The organism is Candidatus Vicinibacter proximus (genome assembly GCA_016713905.1).
In the GTDB taxonomy this organism is placed as follows: domain Bacteria; phylum Bacteroidota; class Bacteroidia; order Chitinophagales; family Saprospiraceae; genus Vicinibacter; species Vicinibacter proximus.
In genome coordinates this window covers 343624-362881 of sequence record JADJOE010000001.1, presented here as the reverse complement: position 1 = coordinate 362881, position 19258 = coordinate 343624, and the positions used below count along the sequence as shown (strand labels likewise).

Annotated in this window: 14 protein-coding genes; 9 read left to right on the top strand and 5 right to left on the bottom strand. The window is 32.3% G+C overall.

Going from position 1 to position 19258, the window contains the following annotated elements; genetic code table 11:
• Positions 1-588: 588 nt before the first annotated feature.
• The 5 genes from IPJ83_01450 (at position 589) to IPJ83_01430 (ending at position 8362) form a co-directional block, all read left to right on the top strand.
• The gene (locus IPJ83_01450; GenBank protein MBK7879213.1) at positions 589-2337 is read left to right on the top strand and encodes a M28 family peptidase; all 1749 of its coding nucleotides are present in this window, start codon (positions 589-591) and stop codon (positions 2335-2337) included.
• A gap of 304 nt (positions 2338-2641) precedes the next feature.
• Entirely contained in the window at positions 2642-3673 is a 1032-nt protein-coding gene (locus IPJ83_01445; GenBank protein MBK7879212.1) for an AI-2E family transporter, read from the top strand.
• A 310-nt stretch (positions 3674-3983) separates the two neighbouring features.
• Complete coding sequence (locus IPJ83_01440; GenBank protein MBK7879211.1) at positions 3984-5360, top strand: tryptophanase; 1377 nt, start codon at positions 3984-3986, stop codon at positions 5358-5360.
• A 145-nt stretch (positions 5361-5505) separates the two neighbouring features.
• Positions 5506-7500, top strand: coding sequence for a M1 family metallopeptidase (locus tag IPJ83_01435; protein MBK7879210.1), 1995 nt, complete (start codon positions 5506-5508; stop codon positions 7498-7500).
• A 4-nt stretch (positions 7501-7504) separates the two neighbouring features.
• Positions 7505-8362: a hypothetical protein gene (locus tag IPJ83_01430; protein ID MBK7879209.1), complete on the top strand. Its 858-nt coding sequence runs from the start codon at positions 7505-7507 to the stop codon at positions 8360-8362.
• Positions 8363-8385: 23 nt separating this feature from the next.
• On the opposite strand, the gene murI is transcribed toward IPJ83_01430, so the two are convergent.
• The 5 genes from murI to scpB all read right to left on the bottom strand — a co-directional run bounded on the left by murI (position 8386) and on the right by scpB (position 11625).
• A complete protein-coding gene (gene murI / locus IPJ83_01425) occupies positions 8386-9195 on the bottom strand; it encodes a glutamate racemase (protein MBK7879208.1) in 810 nt (269 codons plus the stop codon).
• A gap of 12 nt (positions 9196-9207) precedes the next feature.
• Complete coding sequence (locus IPJ83_01420) at positions 9208-9720, bottom strand: OmpH family outer membrane protein (GenBank protein ID MBK7879207.1); 513 nt, start codon at positions 9718-9720, stop codon at positions 9208-9210.
• A gap of 56 nt (positions 9721-9776) precedes the next feature.
• On the bottom strand, positions 9777-10301 hold the full coding sequence (locus tag IPJ83_01415; protein MBK7879206.1) for an OmpH family outer membrane protein: 525 nt from the start codon (positions 10299-10301) through the stop codon (positions 9777-9779).
• A 177-nt stretch (positions 10302-10478) separates the two neighbouring features.
• Entirely contained in the window at positions 10479-11003 is a 525-nt protein-coding gene (locus IPJ83_01410; protein MBK7879205.1) for a DUF2480 family protein, read from the bottom strand.
• Positions 10996-11625 (bottom strand): SMC-Scp complex subunit ScpB, encoded by a 630-nt coding sequence (gene scpB / locus IPJ83_01405; GenBank protein ID MBK7879204.1) that lies wholly within the window; start codon positions 11623-11625, stop codon positions 10996-10998. The genes IPJ83_01410 and scpB overlap by 8 nt, the downstream gene beginning before the upstream one ends.
• Positions 11626-12072: 447 nt before the next feature.
• On the opposite strand from scpB, the gene radA reads away from it, so the two are divergent.
• The 4 genes from radA to IPJ83_01385 all read left to right on the top strand — a co-directional run bounded on the left by radA (position 12073) and on the right by IPJ83_01385 (position 19226).
• The gene (radA, locus tag IPJ83_01400; protein MBK7879203.1) at positions 12073-13452 is read left to right on the top strand and encodes a DNA repair protein RadA; all 1380 of its coding nucleotides are present in this window, start codon (positions 12073-12075) and stop codon (positions 13450-13452) included.
• Between the two features lie 78 nt (positions 13453-13530).
• Entirely contained in the window at positions 13531-14769 is a 1239-nt protein-coding gene (gene fahA / locus IPJ83_01395; protein MBK7879202.1) for a fumarylacetoacetase, read from the top strand.
• A 13-nt stretch (positions 14770-14782) separates the two neighbouring features.
• Positions 14783-15805 carry a DUF1028 domain-containing protein gene (locus IPJ83_01390; GenBank protein ID MBK7879201.1) on the top strand — a complete coding sequence of 341 codons (1023 nt, stop codon included), beginning with the start codon at positions 14783-14785 and terminating at the stop codon, positions 15803-15805.
• A gap of 280 nt (positions 15806-16085) precedes the next feature.
• A complete protein-coding gene (locus IPJ83_01385) occupies positions 16086-19226 on the top strand; it encodes a hypothetical protein (protein ID MBK7879200.1) in 3141 nt (1046 codons plus the stop codon).
• The last annotated feature ends 32 nt before the right edge of the window (positions 19227-19258 follow it).

Sequence of the window (19258 nt, the reverse complement as noted above, 5' to 3'; positions counted from 1 at the left end):
TTCCTTAATTTAACCTAAAAGGTCGAATTGCAAATCTGTATTGCTCGTTTACAGATTTGGAGGAATAAAGATTAGACATATAAAAAATTTTGTACTAAAGTAGAAAAAATAAGGTCCCGCTAAATTTCAAATGATTAACACATCATTTTCTGACTTATTTTATAAGAAACTTAATATTTATAATAATTCTTGTATAATAATACTAGGTAGGTACTTAGGAATGTAATTCCCTTACTTATCAATGCAAAGCTAGCAAGGATAAAAAGCAATAATAGAAGGAATCCTTACCCAATCTATATTTTCAACTAGGTCGACTTGTCTACTCTTCTTGGCTATTCACGTGGCTACCTAATCAGCATATAGGTTATTTGAAGGTTATTTGAATGGATTCATAAATCCAATTTTATTAATTAGGTTTAACCATATTATACATCCAGGAATACGTTCCGATTTAAAAAAGATTCACTCTTTTTAAATATTGTGATTATCTTGGGTATAGCAAAATGATAAAATTATTATTCTCAAAAACGGATCACATATATTGTATATTTTTACATATGCAGACTATTAAATAAAAATATAATGTTTATGAAAAATACTAGACTGATTTTCTTTCTAATACAATTGATTGTATTACCTATTAATGCCCAAACAAATTTTAATTTATCAGACCCATTCTGTTTGGAATTACTAAAGGGAAATTTTAGTACAGACAGTTTTTCAACTAGACCTATAGTTTCTAACAAAAGTCTGAACTACTTTTTAAATCAAAATCTAAACAAGGACTCCATTGAATATTTCCTAAAAGGAATTGTATCCTTTCAAAATCGAAATACAGTAAATGATTTCAATGATAAGCCAAATCAAGGGATACGAGGTGCGAGAAATTGGATCAAAGCACATTTGGATAAATGGTCTATGCTACCAGGTGCCGATCTCTTTACTTGTGAATTTGAATTTGATTATTTAATGTGTAACCGTACAAGACATTCGCAATTATTAAGTATTATTCCGGGTAATGGTCCTTTGCGCAAAGAACTAGTAATTGTGGAGGCCCATTTAGATAGTCGTTGCGAAATCCTTTGTGATACTCTTTGTTTGGCCGAGGGTGCTGATGATAATGGATCAGGCTCTGCATTGCTTATAGAAATTGCAAGAAACCTTTGTCAAGTAAATCTTTCAAGAACAATTGTTATTCTTTGGGTAACCGGGGAAGAGCAAGGACTTGGTGGATCCAGATCATTTGCTTCATTTTGCAAAATAAATTCTATTCCTGTAAAAGCTGTTTTTAACAATGATATTGTGGGTGGCATAGAATGTGGTAAAACTTCTTCTCCTCCAAGTTGTCCTGGACCATTTCAATATGATAGTACAAGATTGAGAATATTTTCTTCGGGGGTAACCAACAGCATGTCAAAAAATCTTGCACGTCTCACCAGATTGATTATGGATTACACCTCTAAAGATACTTCCTTCTCTTTACCCAAAATTGATGTTATGTTTGGAGAAGACAGGAGTGGAAGGGGAAGCGACCATATCCCATTCAGAGAGCAAGGTTATAGTGCAATAAGGCTTACTTCTTCATACGAACATGGAGACGGAAATCCCAATCAACCAGATTATTCAGACAGACAACATAGTTCCCGTGATATCCTTGGCAAGGATTTTAATGGAGATGGAATATTGGACAGCTTGTATGTGAATTTTAATTACTTAAAAAATAATGGTCTTGTAAATGCCATATCAGCAGTAAATGCTGCTTCCAGCACTCTAAACACTTACATACTACAACTAACTGCAGGCGTCAATACTTTAAAGGTTATCATAGAAAATCCACAAGATGCAGTAGAGTATATCATAGGAATCAGGAAAATTAATTCTGCCTACTTTGACACCATCATATTCTCAAATACGCCTGAGATTTTAATTAGTGGACTTAACCCAAGTTTATATTATGTAACTGCAACAGGGAAGGACACTAATGGATGGATTGGAATGTTTGGACAAGAATACAGTACTAGGGTACTCTCAAAATCCAACAATTTAACACTTTTACCCCCTGTTGAATTGATGCAAAATAGACCAAACCCCTTTGATGAATTGACTTTGATCCCCATTGTTATAAATGACCTTCAATTCGTAAAAAGTGCAAACCTCGAAATTCACAATGAAATGGGTGATTTAATAAAAGTAATAAAGCTTGATTTAAAATCAGGTCTGAATGAAATTTTTTATGATTATCAATGGAACAATTACCAGAGTGGCAACTATTTTTATACTCTAAAAATTAATGGTAATATTTATTCAACAAAAAAAATGATACTTAGTAATTTTTAATTTAAATCTCATAGTAAACTTATAAAATAAACACATCCTTATTTTATAATATATGCTGTCTTAGGGTGGAGATTAAAAATTGATTTTTGAATTTTTACTAGTTTTTAAATATGATTTCATCAAATGTAAATGAACTATTTCCTTATCAATTAAATTCGATTTTTTCTTATGAAAATATATTACAACAGGGAGGAGTTTATTAAACAAGTGTACACTTGAATAATTCTAGGTATCTGTAATAAATTATAGAAATATTAAATGGATTTCATTTAAACTTTCAAATATTATTGTAAAAAATTATAAAATGCAACAAATTCCAAATTCGTTAACTCGTCAGATACTTTTAATCATAGTAATTATAACTCTATTTAGCTTAATTTTCTGGAACCTCAAGGAATTTGTACCATCTTTTTTAGGAGCGTATACATTATACATTCTTCTTAGAAGACCAATGTTTTACCTTCATAATCAAAAAAAATGGCCTAAGTCTTTCTCCGCCATTTTATTGATGGTTGTATCAATAATTATTTTTATTCTTCCCCTAAATAGTCTATTTCAAATATTAGGGTCTAAAATTTTGCCATACTTTCAGAATTCTGAATATCTGTATACAATAGTTCAGGATTTTATAGGAGACATTGAAAGAAAGTATAATATTGAAATTATGACACAAGAAAACATAAGCTCGATAGGGGATTGGTTAGTTAAAGAAGGTGGCATATTTATCAATGCAACTCTCAAGAGTGTGGGAATTGTGGCATTACTATATTTTATTTTGTATTTTCTCATGACTAATGGAAGCCAAATTGAGGGGAAATTTCTTTCTATGTTACCGCTAAATGAACATAGTGGCAGATATTTAAAGAAGCATCTTCAATCTCTTGTTTATAGCAATGCCATTGGAGTCCCCTTGGTTTCATTATTTCAAAGCCTTGTAGCTTTAATTGGATATTGGGTTGCCGGTGTAGAAGAACCCTTTCTCTGGTTTGTGGTAACTTTTATAGCTTCATTCATTCCAATGCTTGGAGCTATGTTAATTTATGTGCCACTCTCAATAATTTTAATTTACAATGGAAATCTCTCTGGTGGAATTTTTCTTTTAGCATTCGGATTATTGATTGTAGGTTCTGTAGATAATTTATTCAGATTTTGGTTGCAAAGAAAAATAGGGGATACTCACCCATTAATTACAATCTTTGGTGTCATCATTGGCCTTAAAATTTTTGGGTTTATTGGCTTAATCTTTGGTCCTATTTTAATTTCAATTGTTCTTTTACTATTGAATCTCTATAATCAGGAATATAGCTCAACTCAACCATTGGACGATGAAAAATAGCATCTGCTAATGGTATATAGTCCATGCCATTTTATCAATATATTCTTTTCATTTATGGAAATTTATCACTTATCTTATGTTATTTTATATTAGAAATTTAGGTTTTTAAACTGTAAGCTTTAAATGAAAATAAATATCATTAAATCAAATGATTTTGATCATATGTTAATACATAATAAATTTATTGTATTGCACAATTATTCAATTCAAAAAAACATTACATAAATTTTGACCAAATATTCTTTCATACTAAATTGGAAAATTTATAAAATGTTTTTTTAAAATTTATTAACTACATAAGAATATTAGTATGAAAACGATAATTGAGCCGTTTAAAATAAAATCAGTAGAGCCTATTCAGTTTACTTCACGAGAACAGAGAAAAAAAATTATTGCCGATGCATTTTATAATCCCTTTTTAATTAAAGCGGAGGATGTAATAATTGACTTGCTCACAGATAGTGGAACAAGTGCCATGAGCAGCGCTCAATGGGCAGGAATTATGCTGGGAGATGAATCCTATGCTGGCAGTAGAAGTTTCTTTCGTTTTGAAAAAACCATACAAGAAATTACCGGTATGCCTATAATAATACCAACACATCAGGGAAGAGCATCTGAAAAGATACTTTTTTCGATAATGGGCGGTAAAGGTAAATACATTGTAAGTAATACTCTTTTTGATACCACTAGAGCTAATATTGAAGCAAGTGGTGCGGTTGGCGTTGATCTACTTTGCAAGGAAGGAAAAATACCAACTATATCAGCACCCTTTAAGGGTAATATGGACGTTGACGCTTTAGAAAGTTTTATTCTAGAAAAGGGTTCGGAAAATATTCCGCTTTGTTTAATTACAGTAACCAACAACTCAGGTGGTGGACAACCTGTTAGTATGGCAAACATTAAAGCTGTAAAAGGTATTTGTGATAAATTTGAAATTCCTTTGTTCATTGATGCATGCCGCTTTGCTGAAAACTGTTATTTTATAAAGTTAAGAGAGCCAGGCTATGAGAGCACGTCTGTCAAAGAAATTGCAAGAGAGTTATTCTCCTATGCCAAAGGGTGTACCATGAGCGCCAAAAAGGACGCATTTGCAAATATTGGTGGCTTTCTAGCCTTATATGACGAGAAATTAGCCCAAGATTGTCGGAATCTACTAATCATTACTGAAGGATTTCCGACCTATGGTGGTTTAGCTGGCCGTGACCTTGAAGCCATCTCCATTGGTCTTGAGGAGGTTTTAGAAGAAAATTACTTACAATATCGAATTAGAACAACGGAATACCTTACTGAAAAACTAATTAAAGAAGGAATTCCGGTTATGCAACCTGCTGGAGGACATGCAGTTTATCTTGACGCAAAAGAATTCTTACCGCATATTCCAACCCATCAATATCCTGGCCAAGCATTAGTTGCCTGGTTGTTTTTAGAAGGAGGAATCCGAAGTTGTGAAATTGGATCACTTATGTTTGGAACATATGATGAAAATGGTAATCTAATTCCTTCTATGATGGAGCTTGTAAGACTGGCTATACCGCGACGTGTGTACACTCAAAGCCATATAGATTATGTCGCAGAAGTAATTATTGATGTTTTTCAAAAGAGAAATTCAATTAAGGGAATGGAAATAGTCTATGAGGCTCCTACCTTAAGGCATTTCACTGCCCGTTTGAAAGAAATAGCAAAATAAATTGGGTTAGGGCATTTAAATATTCTAAAATAATTTCCGCTAAACTACCTAAATTAGCGAAGTACAATTAGTCAAAATTTCACCTTTTGTGGTATAATACTAATTGGTCCGATTGGCATTGTAGTCTACTGCTAAAAACAATTGAATGATTTTTTTTACTTTAATATTTATTTTTTTTAATATTATTATCCCAACGGAGCAAGAGGTTAATTCATCTTGTTCTGAAAATCCTCAACCTGTATTAAGCCAACGAACCACCAACTATGAGATCCAAACTTCACTAGATGATATAAATAATATCTTATCCGGAACACAAACCATTTATTTTGTTAATCAATCAAATACTTGTATTCAGAATTTGCAATTCTACATGTATTTAAATTCATTTAAAAACACGGAAACAAGTTTTCTTAAGGGAACCTCAACAATTTTTGGAAATCAATTTTCTAATCGAAATCTCAATGAATGGGGATGGATTTCAATTGAAAAAATTACCCAGGAAAAGCATCAAACTAAATATGATCTAACAAAAAATACAAGATACATTCAATGCGATGATGGAAATATTAATGATCAGTCAGTTTTGGAAGTTCTATTAAAGAATAAAATTGAGCCAGGAGACACAGCTATATTTAACTTAGAATGGAAAGCTAAAATTCCTAAAACCATTGCCCGGTGCGGATACAGTAGAGATTTTTACTTTTTAAGTCATTGGTTTCCACAGCTTGGTGTTTTTGAGAAAAATAAATTTGGAATTTGGGATTGGAATTGTCATCAATTCTTACGTTCTACAGAATTTTATGCAGACTTTGGAAATTATAATGTTCAAATAACTGTTCCACAGAAATATATTGTAGGTGCCTCCGGCTGCTTAATATCAGAAATACTAAATTTAAATAATACAGTTACAAGAAAGTATCAAGCTAACGATGTAATTGATTTTGCCTGGACGGCTTACCCTAACTTTAAAACTAAGGAAGAAATCTGGAATGGGATAAAAATAAAATTATTAATACCATCAGAATATGATGATCAGATAGACAGATACATAAAAATATTAATTTTTGCAATGGAATATATGGAAAATCACATTGGAAGATATCCATATCCTTCGATAACTATTGTCTGCCCTCCATTCCATGGATTAAAATCCGGCCTAATGGAATATCCTACACTCATTACTACGGGGTCTGTTTATGGAATGCCAAAAAATATCAGAACAACAGAATCACTCGTAGTGCATGAATTTGTTCATCAATATTTTATGGCAGTGGTAGCCAACAATGAAAAGGAAGAACCATGGTTAGATGAAGGCTTTTCTACTTATTTTGAGGACCGAATTATAGACTCTGCATTTGGTAAATCTAAATCACTTGTAGATTTTATAGGAATAAAAATCGATAATCGAGATTTAACACGCCTGGAATATACTACTATGAATAATCACAGAGAAGGACCCACTGCTAGGCCAGCCTGGTTATTTAATGAGAAAAACTACAAATCACTTATTTACAGCAAGACAGCTACTACGCTACACACTTTGCAAAATCTAATTGGGGAGAGTAATTTGGATACTATTATAAAATCTTATTTCAACCTTTGGAAATTCAAACACCCAAAGGGTATAGATTTTATGAATCTTATGAAATCAGAGCTATTGAAAAAATTTGATTCTGTGATTGCAATTCGGAACTATGAACTATTTGAATGCAGTTTATATGATTCGAAAATTCTGGACTATGCTGTTACCAATATAACTTATGAACACCAGCTTAAAAAAAGTGGAATATTTGACTCAAACTATTTATCTCCTGAAATATCAGCACTCATTCATTCAAAGGTACATGTTGAAAGAACAGGAGATTGGATAATTCCTGTTGAAATTCAGATTAATTTTGAAAATGGATCTTCACAAATAATAAATTGGAGTGGAATTGAAGGCAGCAAAATTTTAAATATTTACAATTCATCTAAAGTAATATCAGCTCATATTGACCCTAAACATAATTTACTACTAGATATCGATTTAAACAATAATAGCTTTTCGGTAGAGCCGAACCAAGTTGCTCTAATATGGTACTCCAATAAATTTATGTTTTATTTTCAAAACATACTTCAATCACTTAGTATACTATTATAGAGGTATGTTCAAATATTACCAAAATGAAATAAAACAAATCTTTGATAATTGGCAAATTACATTGACCAACTATTTTATCCAACTTGCCATTGTAGGTCTATTTGCCTTTGATTTATATTCCATACTAAAAGGTTCAATAGGAAGTTCCTTAGAACTAAATGATTTGATAAACCATTACAATCATACAGTATTTTCAGATTATATGAGATTTAATAGATCTTCAATTCTGACAATTTTGCATTCAGCTAAATACTCTCTGTTGGTTTGGGTTTTGGTAAGTAATTTAATTAATGCAGGAATACTATTTTCAACCGTAAATAAAAATCAAAATTCTGCAATTTCATTTTTCAAAAATTCTATACAATATTTTATCCCTAATTTAAAGTTTAATTTATTCTTCTTCACTTTAATTTTAATTTCAATTTTATCCTTTATAGTTCCCTTTGCTTTATCCTTAGATTCACTTTTGAATTATTTTTCATCAGAAAAGTTTATTTTTATTCTACTAATCATTTTAGTAATAATACTTGCAATTTTAATATTATCTATATTTACTTGGTCAGTGATCAGTAAACTGATCTTTATGCAAGAAAAATTTACATATAGAAAGTGCCTTCGTATAGGTTTGAAATCATTAGTAAAAAATTGGCTAGTTTTGTTAAAATTTATATTGTTAATGATTTTTTTTCAATTGTGCATCCTTTTCATCTACTTAATGTTAGAAAATATTTTAAATCACGAATTAAGTTTCATGTTGTTAGTTCTTATACTAATCCAACAAACTTATTTTATTTTAAGAATTCAATTGAAACAATTGATTTATTTAGGAATTTATAACCGGGTGAAACAAGAAAAATATTAACCGAACATTTTAGAAATCAAAATTTAATCAGATATTGAAATTTTCTGCAAGTTAATTTTTTCTCCATAAAATAGTTTTGTGGTTCTTTCAAAGTGAACACTATAATCAGTCACAAAAAACAAATTCTTTTGTGCATTTTGTGTGTCATTAAGTAGACTTTCCTTTACTAGAATATGTTTCAATTTCATCGCTACAACTTCAGCTGAGTCAATCACTTTCACCTTATGTTCATAAAATGCTTCAATCTCTTTTTTTATCAGTGGATAATGTGTGCATGCCAGGATAAGGCTATCTATGCCTCTGAGATCTGGCATGTCAAGGTATTCATGAAGTACGGCATTGCTGATGGTATTATTATAAAAGCCTTCTTCAATCATTGGGGCTAGCAATGGAGTAGCTAAAGTTGAATATTTTAATTCCTTTTTCCTTCTGGAAAATTTTTCTTGATATACTTCAGATTGGATGGTTGTTTTGGTCGCGATTATGCCTACATGTTGGATAGATTCCTGATTGATCACAAACTCAACCATTGGGTCAATCACATTAATTACTGGAACTTTTCCCTTAAGTCTATCTCGGAGAAACTCATAAGCAGCAGCCGATGCTGTATTGCATGCTATTACAAGAGCTTTACAATTATAATTATTCAATAGGTATTCGGAAATACGCAAAGAGAAATGACGAATCAATTCTACTGACTTATCGCCGTAAGGCATATGTGCCGTATCCCCAACATAAATACATTGTTCATTAGGAAGTAAACGATTTATTGCTTGGGCAACAGTAAGTCCACCTATCCCTGAATCAAAAATACCTATAGGCCGCTCTTGAATATTAGGCAAGCCCTAGATTCCTAATTTGGTTTTGACTAAGGCAGTCACATCCATTGATTCCTGTGCGTATAATAAAATTCCTGCACTTGAATCAAATATGTATGTAAATTGATTTTCGGTTGCAACTTGTTTGATAATGTTATTTACTTTATCTAAAATCGGTTGTAAAGTTTCTTGTCTTTTAGCTAAGAGCTGCTTTTGCATTTCCTGTTCATATTTTCCCAGTTCTGCTTCTTGTTCTTTTAGCTTTTTCGCTTCCTCTTCAAGTGCTTTAGGGGAAATTTCTCCTGATTGCTCTTTCCTTTGCAAATCCTTATATTTATTTTCAAGTTCCGCAACCATTTGCTGGCCCTTTTTCTCCAACTGAGCTTGTAAAGCCTGTAAATTAGCATCGGCCTGTTTTACTTCAGGCAATTCGGATAAAAGTGCTTGTGAATTTAAATAGCCAAATTTTTGAGCAAAAGAAGGAGCTTGGTAAGCCAACAAAAAAGTTAGCAATAAAAATTTTAATGTGTTGATTTTCATTTAATTATGTTTTAAAAACGGGCAAATATACATATTTTAAAAAAAGAATGGAAAGCTTATTTGGCCGTAACTTTAAATTTTTTAAGAATTTCATCAGTTTTATCTAATTCTTTACTGTAATATATAATTCCAGCTGATCCACTGGTATCAAAAATTGCTTCTAATCCTTTGGTAGCTGCATAGTCCTGAATGGCAGTATAAACTTTGTCCTGTATAGGTCTTACAAGATCTTGCCTCTTTTTAAATAATTCTCCTTCTTCGCCAAATTTGTCTTTTTGTAATTTTCTGGCTTCCTTTTCTTTACTCATGATGTCCTCCTCCTTTTGCTTTCTTTGTTCATCGGTTAAAAGGACCTGTTCTGCCTGATACTTATTATACATGGCTTTGATTTTATCATATTCAACCGCTATTTCCTGTTTCCAGGTGGCTGCTACTCGATCCAGTTCCTCTTGGGCTTTTTTGTAATCGTCCAGATTCTCAAGTATTTTATTGACATCGACTAGAGCAAATCTTTGAGCATAGGAATAGTTTGTACTTAAAATCAAAATAATGATAAAAGTGAGCTTACTTAATGACTTCATAGAATTTGTGTTGGTTTTTAATAATATTCAGACAATTTACTGAAGTTAAACTTCTCCTTGAATAACTCCTGGTTTAATGAGCATAACTTAAGTTTTATTGTGTTTGTTTCAGGTTCTTTCTATTTAACTGGGATTTAACGTGGAGTTAAGGTTTTAATAAGTACAACTTCTACTTCGTCATGTACTAATTTTAGCTCGCTTATAAACGGGAACCGTAGAACAGGGTTCTCCATACATAATACTCGAAGCATACGGTAAAAGATGATGGGTAACCCTCAGATATGCAGATGGCGGTACTGGTTTGTCACTACAACCTTTAATAACCAATTTAGAACCCTGAAATTGTTTCCAATCAAACTTATCTAAAATACGGTTAAAATACTGGATAAGTACTTGTTCCGAGCTACCAAAAAATAAATCTGCTGTCTGCCTTGAAGCGTGTGTTGAGATAAGCATATATGCCCATGTAGGAATTATTGCATCATTGGAACAAAAAACAGCAAGTATTTTTCCGGCATAACTTGACCAATTGTGATTTTGCATTGCCTCCCGGAAGTCTAATTCTTTTAAAATCAATTCCTTATACAGAAATGGTTTGATATCAAATTCAACTATCTCTTCGACAGGATAAAAATCTTCAAGTTTAATTGTTACCAAACCACTTGAAGCAACCCGATTAACCAATTCGCCTGCATTATTCATCTTTTGGTAGTTTATTTAAATTTTCATGGTCTTCTAATAAGGCAACCGTTTCTTCAATAGGCGCTGGCTCTCCAATTTCATTTTCGGGCATTGCCAAATCTTTAAGTTTGGGTAGGTCAGCAAGATTTTTTAATCCAAAATATTCCATAAACCTGTTACTTGTGCCCAACAGAATGGGTTTGCCTGGGCCCTCACTTCTACCGGTAATTTCAATCAACTCTTTTTCAAGCAATTTTTGTATCGAATGGTCGCTATTAACTCCCCTAATTTGCTCAACTTCAGATTTAGAAATAGGTTGTTTATAAGCAATTATGGCTAAACTTTCCATTGCTGCCCTGGATAATTTTTTCCTGTTATTAACTTTTATATATTCAGCAATCAATGGAAAAAAATCAGGTTTTGAAAGAAACTGAAAGCCTCCCGAAATTTCCTTTAACTCAATTCCGAAATCACTGGATTGATATCTTGATTCTATCAAATGAATGCAGTTTTCAATATCTTCAATGCCAATACTTATTGCATGGGTGTTTTCAAGGCAATATTTAATATCTGCAACAGAAATTGGCGTTGGAGCAGCAAATATTAAACTTTCTATAGCTGGTATAAAATTCGTAGTATTCATGATACAAAAGTAATTACTAAAACCATCAATCCTCTATAATAGTTGAGGATTTAAACTCAAAATAGTAAATTCCCTAATTGTTTATACCTGTAACTTAACATAAATTTTTATTTTATTATGGGAACTTGAAATTTTAATTTTTAAAAGCTTAATTAAAAATCTGTTTTAGAGCACAATTTCTAAAATCCTTCACATTGATTTTAGTTGGGATTTCCTGAATAAATAACTAAATAATATAATAGGTTGGAGATAAATTACAAAATCCAGAAGATTGACTGCGATATTTTCCTTTTAATAAATTGATCCGATGCTCCTTTTCCTCTGATAGCTTTCATTCAATATATTACAATCTTGTTTTATTTATTAATTTTGGTCTTTCGATTAGAATTGCCTTAATTATTTAGGTATATACAGAAATTAAGCACATAAAATTATTAAAACTATCCCTTGTCAAAAGCTCGTATAATATTTGTCTGTTCAGGTTGTGGAGCCAATGCACACAAATGGATTGGCCACTGTCCTTCATGCGGTGCCTGGAATAGCTATCAGGAAGAGATTCTTCATAAAAAGGAGGATTCTGAACACGGATGGAAAACTATTAAAGAGGACCACAAAAGTATAAAGTCAGTTAGACTAGATCAACTGGAGACTGGAAAATTACTTAGATTGGACACGCACGATAAAGAATTAAACAGAGCCCTTGGTGGTGGTTTAGTTAGGGGCTCTGTAACTTTATTGGCTGGTCAGCCGGGCATAGGAAAGTCCACATTGCTTCTTCAACTTGCTCTTCAAATAGGTCTTAATGCAGTCTTGTATGTTTCCGGTGAAGAAAGTGAGGAACAAATCAAAATTAGAGCAAATAGACTAAATCACAGTCAGGAAAGTTGCTATTTATTCTCAGAGACTAAGGTGGATATTATACTATCAGAATCTGCAAAACTTAAACCGGGACTTCTTATAGTTGATTCCATACAAACCTTAAGTTCGCCTCATCTTGATTCTGCCCCTGGGACAATTTCTCAAATTCGTGAATGCACTAATGAGCTTATTAGATATGCTAAAGAAACGGGTGTACCTGTCTTTTTAATAGGACATATAACCAAAGAAGGTGATATTGCTGGGCCTAAATTATTGGAACATATGGTGGATACTGTTTTACAATTTGAAGGCGAAAAACATAATTCCTACAGAATACTGCGTACTCTAAAAAACCGATTCGGTTCTACAGATGAATTAAGTCTCTATGAAATGGATAGCACAGGACTTAAACCTGTGGAAAACCCAAGTGAATTGCTTCTTTCCCAACACCAAGATAGATTAAGTGGTAGTGCTGTTGCTTGTACAATTGAAGGTTTAAGGCCAATTTTAATTGAAACCCAGGCATTGGTTGGCGCTGCGGTTTATGGAACGCCACAAAGGGTTGCCACAGGTTTTGACACAAGAAGACTTTCCATGTTGCTTGCTGTCCTTGAAAAAAGGTGTGGGTTTCATTTCGGAATTCAAGATGTTTTTATAAATCTTGCCGGGGGTATAAGAATTAGCGATCCTGCAATAGATCTTGCTGTAGTAGCCTCATTAATTTCATCCTTGGAAGACCATGCTTTGCACCGTCAAATATGTTTCGCAGGAGAAGTTGGTCTTTCCGGTGAAATTAGGGCTGTTTCAAGAGTAGAGGCTAGAATTCAAGAGGCTGAGCGTCTTGGATTTAAAGCCATTTGCATCTCTAAATATAACGGAAAAATTGATTTGTCAAGAAACGCAAAAATAAAAGTTCTACTTCTATCAACTGTCAATGAACTATATGAGAAAGTTTTTTCTAGTGGTTGATTGGATCATTGCGATTTTTTCTATTAACTATCCTAACATAACCATTATTTTTACCGTTTAATCATTTACATTTCAAATATGGAAAATTCTTTGCCCGCGTTATTAAAATCTTGGATCCCATACGAGCGTGAATGTGATTTTCCCATCCACAATTTACCCTTGGGTATTTTTAGTGTAAATGGAGGTCAAAAAAAAATATGCAGCATTATTGGAGATCAAATTATTGATCTTAGTGAAATTCCAGATATTACATCTAATTGTGGTATTCCAAAGTCAATTTTTTATAATGATTTTTTAAACCCTTTACTAACTCTAGGAAAAGATAAAGTAAGTCTCATTAGAAAAGAACTGTTAACAATTTTCTCTGAGAAAAATGATAAATCGAAAGAATCTTTAAGCTCAGCTTTAAGGCCTGTCAGCATGGTTAAACTCCATTTACCTGTAAAGGCGGGTGATTATACAGATTTCTACAGTAGCCGGGAACATGCTACCAATGTTGGAATGATGTTTAGGGATCCTGCAAATGCCCTATTACCAAATTGGCTTTATTTGCCAGTTGGATACCATGGCAGATCTTCATCCATTGTCGTTAGTGAAACTCCTATTAAAAGACCTCACGGACAAATAGTTTTAAGAGATGGGGAACCCCCTGTTTATAGTGCCAGTCGTCAACTTGACTTTGAACTGGAAATGGCTTTCGTAATTGGTAAAGGCAATGCATTGGGTGAACCAATTCCTATTGAAAAAGCAGAAGAACATATTCAAGGTTTATTACTTTTTAACGACTGGTCGGCAAGAGATATCCAAAAATGGGAGTATGTGCCTTTAGGGCCTTTTCTTGGGAAAAATTTTGCATCTACAGCTTCACCTTGGCTTGTTGACTTAGAAGCGTTAGAGAAATTTAGAGTTGCAGGCCCAGAACAAAATCCTGTCCCGCTAGACTATCTTAAACAGAGTGGAGCAAATAATTATAATATTCAATTAGAGGTTTGGTTGAATAATAATTTGGTTTCAAAATCGAATATGAAATATTTATATTGGAGTATTAAACAACAACTCGCACATCACACAGTTAATGGATGCAACATGCAAGTTGGAGATATTTGTGCTTCAGGAACTATTTCTGGTCCGGACCAAACATCCTTTGGTTCAATGCTTGAGTTGGCATGGAAAGGTACAAAACCAATACAATTAAAAGATGGTTCCAGTCGGGTCTTCCTTGAAGACGGGGATCGCATTGAGATGAAGGCATATGCCGAAAATGAGCATTACAGAATTGGTTTTGGTTCTTGTTCAGGAGTAATAACAGGAAATTAGATTACAATTAAATATGATTCATAAATTTTTGTATATCTTTTCTCTTCATTTTTGTTTACTAATTAATATTCAAAATTCAGAAGCTCAGGAAACTTTTTCTATTGTAGCCATTGATACTTTAACTGGAGAGATCGGATCCGCTGGGGCCTCATGTCTTGATCTTTTTGGTCTTCCATATGAAACCGATTTGATTGCTGATGTAGTTCCTGGTCGCGGAGCTATTAATACGCAATCATATTATATTGCCGCCAACCAGACAAATGCAAGAACAAGACTTCTTGCTGGTGATAACGCTCAACAAGTACTGGATTGGTTGTTCAACAATGATGTTGAAGACAACCCTTCCGTAAGACAATATGGTGTAGTAAGTATTAAAAATGGAAGAATACAGGCAGCTGCATTTACAGGCGAAAATTGCTTTGATTATAAAGGTCACCGCATTGGATCAAATTATTCCATTCAGGGAAATATATTACTGGGACCCGAAGTGCTAGATAAAATGGAAGATGAATTTATTCAAACCAAAGGTAACCTTGCGTGTAAACTAATGGCTTCATTACAGGGTGCTAACTTTTCGGGTGCTGACTCTCGTTGCAGCCCAAATGGAACTTCTTCTTTATTTGCTTTTCTAAAAGTATCAAAACCAAATGATGAATATACCAAACCCAGTATTAAAATTGGTGTAAAAACCAGAGCCAATAGTAAGATAGAACCCATAGATTCACTTCAAATAATATTTAACACTTTAAATTTAAATTGTTCTCCAAACTCTACTTCAAGCCCTGTTAAAAGTTTAAGTGATTTTCATATTTATCCAAATCCGCTTAAGGAAAGGTTTGTTATTAACTTTAACCAAAGTGAATTGAAGAATTTAGATATTAGCTTAAGAAACATTTTAGGTAATCAGATTTTATTTGACTGTGTAGTTAGTCCAAATATTGTTAATTGCCAAACTCAAAATGTTCTTCCCGGTATCTACTTTTTAACATTAAGCGATGGCAATTTTGTAAACACTTATAAATTAATTAAGAACTAACTGTGATCAATTAAAATTTTATTTAACATTTATGAACTGAATTAAGCAATAATCTTATTTATAAATAAACTAAATCATATCTTAAATAGAATTCTCAATTAAATTATTATTATAATTAAATACTATTTTAAAAATTTGCCTTTTTGTAATTTCTTTTTAAACAAGTTCAATATTTCAGAACAATACATTTTCAAATTTCTAAAATATAGATACTTAAAAAAAGTCTTTTGGGTACCACAACTCTCTAACTTAAAGGGTCTATTTAAAAAGAACTAATTTTATGATGTACCGTGCCTTTTTATTATTGTTTGTATTTTCCCTTACATTTTCATGCAAAAACGACTTAAGCGAAAAAAAAGTATTAGATAAACAAACTTTACATGCAGTAAAGAATTCTACTATTCCGGAATTTTGGAATGATCCCCATATTTTTGAATATGGACGAGAAAAGTCAAGAACAGATTTTTTCCCTTACGAATCTGAAATCAAATCAATATCTGATATACCGGTAAACAGCAAATATCAGAAAACATTAAATGGTTTTTGGAGATACCAATATTATCCCGGTCCTGATTACGTACCTGCGGAGATTGAAAAATCAGAGTCCTCAAATACTTGGTTGGAAATGAGTTTTCCGGCTTGTATAGAATTAAAAGGATTTGGTAAACCTATTTTCAAATACTTTGACCTTCCATTTAAAGCCAATTACCCAAACGTACCCAGAGATAGCAATTCAGTAATGGTTCTAAAAAGAAATATAGACATTCCTGATGACTGGAAGAGCAGAGATATTTTTGCACTTTTTGAAGGAATAAGTTCAGCATATTTCCTATATGTCAATGGGCAATTGGTCGGATACAATGAAGATTCAAAAGCTATGTCTGAATTCCTCCTAAATCCATATTTGAAAGAAAATCAAAATCAATTAACTTTGGTTCTTTACAGATGGAGTGATGCGTCCTATTTTGAATCATCAAATAAATGGCATTTAACTGGTATAAACAGAGATGCATATTTAATTTCCCGACCAAAATTTAGAATAAGAGATTTTTATGCTAAAACGAATTTTCAAGGAAATTCAGCCTCAATTAATTTGGAATTAAACCTCCAAAACAACACTTCGCAAGTAATTAATAATCATAATTTACAAATTAAAATATTTAAAGATAGTAGTCAGGAAATTTTTGAAAAAAACATTTCTCTAAATGGACTCAAGACAAAGGATATTTTGAAAATTGTGAATGGGTCAATTTCCAATATACAGCCATGGTCAGATGAAATACCAAAACTATATGATCTTCGAATAATCCTTAGCGATTCATCAGGAAATTGTCTTGAAGCAATTCAATACAAAATTGGTTTTAACTCAATTCAATTCCATAATGGTGTAATGTTAGTGAATAACCAAAAAATAAAAATTAAAGGGGTGAGTTGTCATGAATTTCACCCGCTTAAAGGGGTGATTTTGGATGTACCATGGATGGAAAATGATGCCGATGTCCTCAAATTATATAATATAAATGCAGTAAGAAATAATCATTATCCTTTTCCGTCTAGTTGGTACAAAACTATGCAGAAATTTGGTCTCTTTGTATTAGATGAAAGTAACCTTACCACATCTGTCTTTTCTAATCAAAATATTTCTTTTCCAGATGATTCTATTTGTTCAGCCATCTACCTTCAAAGGGTGCAAAATATGTTTGAAAGAAATAAAAACTATTGTAACATTATTTGTTGGTCTCTTGGTTATCAATTGAATCAAGGCGCTTCAATTATGAAAGCATACAAATGGATCAAAACAAAGGATAGTAAAAGACCTGCTTCATGGATTTCTTCTAACCAATCTTATGGAGATTTGGTACTTAATTGTGGGGAAAGTTTGGGTCCTCAAAAAAGCAAACCTACTATTCTCTATAAAATGAGTACCAACAAAGGAAATGGTTTAGGTGGTTTTAGTGAATGTTGGGATGAAGTCAAAAAGAATGAAAATATCGTTGGCGGATTTATTGAAGATTTTACAGACCAAACCTTTTATATGAAAAATAAAAGTGGGAAACTTTTCTTTGCATATGGCGGTGCTTTTGGTGAAACACAGTCTGATTCTTTCCTTTGTGTCAGTGGAATAATGACTTCAAATAAAACACCTAAACCTTCTGCCAAAGTTGTGAGTACTGTTTTTAATTGGTTTGAAACCAAAGCTATTGATATTAATAATGGTCAATTTGAAATTTACAATTACCATAAATTTATCAAGGATACTGCATTTAATTATTTTTGGAACATTTCTGAAAATGGTGATATAATAAAAGAAGGAAAAATTGCAAATTTTCATCTTTTGCCTGGTGCTCATAAACTGGTAAAAATTGATTATGGCCCCTTCGATAGAAAACCTGGAAAAGAATACACTATAAATATTACAATTAATAAAACTAGCAAGTTTAAGGGTATGTTTAGGTTTCAACTTATGGCAGTTGACCAATTTATTTTCCCTAGAGGAAAAGTTCCAGAATTAGATCTTAACAGCTATGACAAAATGAAAATAAGTACAGATTCTAAATTACATTTTGTTCAGAACAATGTATATCAATTTACAATTGATAGAAAAAATGGAAATATTTCTTCTCTTAAAATGAAAGGAATCGAAATGTTAAAGTCTCCAATTAGGCTAATATTTAGTAGAGCACCAATTGATAATGACATTTACTCTGGTAAAAGAGCTGACCTTTTATCGTGGTGGAAAATATCGGATCAAATTATACTTGAATCTGAAAATATTAAAGCACTAAACGATAAGGTCATTAAATTTTCATATTCTGCTACAATAATCAATAAAAATGACATCAGTCTTCAAGCTGAATATTTGATTTATGCTAGCGGTGATATTGCTCTAAAGATGGAAATAATCAAAAAATCTGACACAGCCAGCATTCCTCCAAGGATTGGTTGGATATTTGATATCCCCAGCTCATTTGGTTCAGCAAAATGGTATGGCAGAGGGCCTTATGATTCATATCAGGATCGTAAAGTTGGGATGTTAATAGGAAATTTTAAAAGTACTGTTACAGAGTTTAATGTTCCTCAGGTTAGACCACAGGAAATGGCAAATAAATCTGATGTAAGGTGGTTGAGTCTTAGTACTTATGAAGGCTTACAATTCTTAGCGTCTGGCAAAGAGCCAATTGAAGCAAATGTTTTGCCTTTCAGATATGAGAAATTATTTGGTGAATACAAATATGGTACAGATTTGTCCATTGATCCTAGTAATTGCATCATTGTTGGTTCGGCGCAGCCACCCCTTGGAGATGGGATTAAAAATGTAAAAAACTTAAAACAAACAGTTAATACAAATGTCAGAATCAAATTTTGTGAATCTAAATCAACAAATTCTGAAGATATTTTCAATTATAGTCTTCCAGAATAACTTATACTAATTTTACTTACCATAAGTTTTTA

Bases quoted from the DNA above. Each gene is read 5' to 3' on its own strand.
- IPJ83_01450 (MBK7879213.1), top strand. From the start codon at position 589: ATGAAAAATACTAGACTGATTTTCTTTCTAATACAATTGATTGTATTA.
- IPJ83_01445 (MBK7879212.1), top strand. From the start codon at position 2,642: ATGCAACAAATTCCAAATTCGTTAACTCGTCAGATACTTTTAATCATA.
- IPJ83_01440 (MBK7879211.1), top strand. From the start codon at position 3,984: ATGAAAACGATAATTGAGCCGTTTAAAATAAAATCAGTAGAGCCTATT.
- IPJ83_01435 (MBK7879210.1), top strand. From the start codon at position 5,506: ATGATTTTTTTTACTTTAATATTTATTTTTTTTAATATTATTATCCCA.
- IPJ83_01430 (MBK7879209.1), top strand. From the start codon at position 7,505: ATGTTCAAATATTACCAAAATGAAATAAAACAAATCTTTGATAATTGG.
- IPJ83_01420 (MBK7879207.1), bottom strand. From the start codon at position 9,720: ATGAAAATCAACACATTAAAATTTTTATTGCTAACTTTTTTGTTGGCT.
- IPJ83_01415 (MBK7879206.1), bottom strand. From the start codon at position 10,301: ATGAAGTCATTAAGTAAGCTCACTTTTATCATTATTTTGATTTTAAGT.
- IPJ83_01410 (MBK7879205.1), bottom strand. From the start codon at position 11,003: ATGAATAATGCAGGCGAATTGGTTAATCGGGTTGCTTCAAGTGGTTTG.
- scpB (MBK7879204.1), bottom strand. From the start codon at position 11,625: ATGAATACTACGAATTTTATACCAGCTATAGAAAGTTTAATATTTGCT.
- fahA (MBK7879202.1), top strand. From the start codon at position 13,531: ATGGAAAATTCTTTGCCCGCGTTATTAAAATCTTGGATCCCATACGAG.
- IPJ83_01390 (MBK7879201.1), top strand. From the start codon at position 14,783: ATGATTCATAAATTTTTGTATATCTTTTCTCTTCATTTTTGTTTACTA.
- IPJ83_01385 (MBK7879200.1), top strand. From the start codon at position 16,086: ATGATGTACCGTGCCTTTTTATTATTGTTTGTATTTTCCCTTACATTT.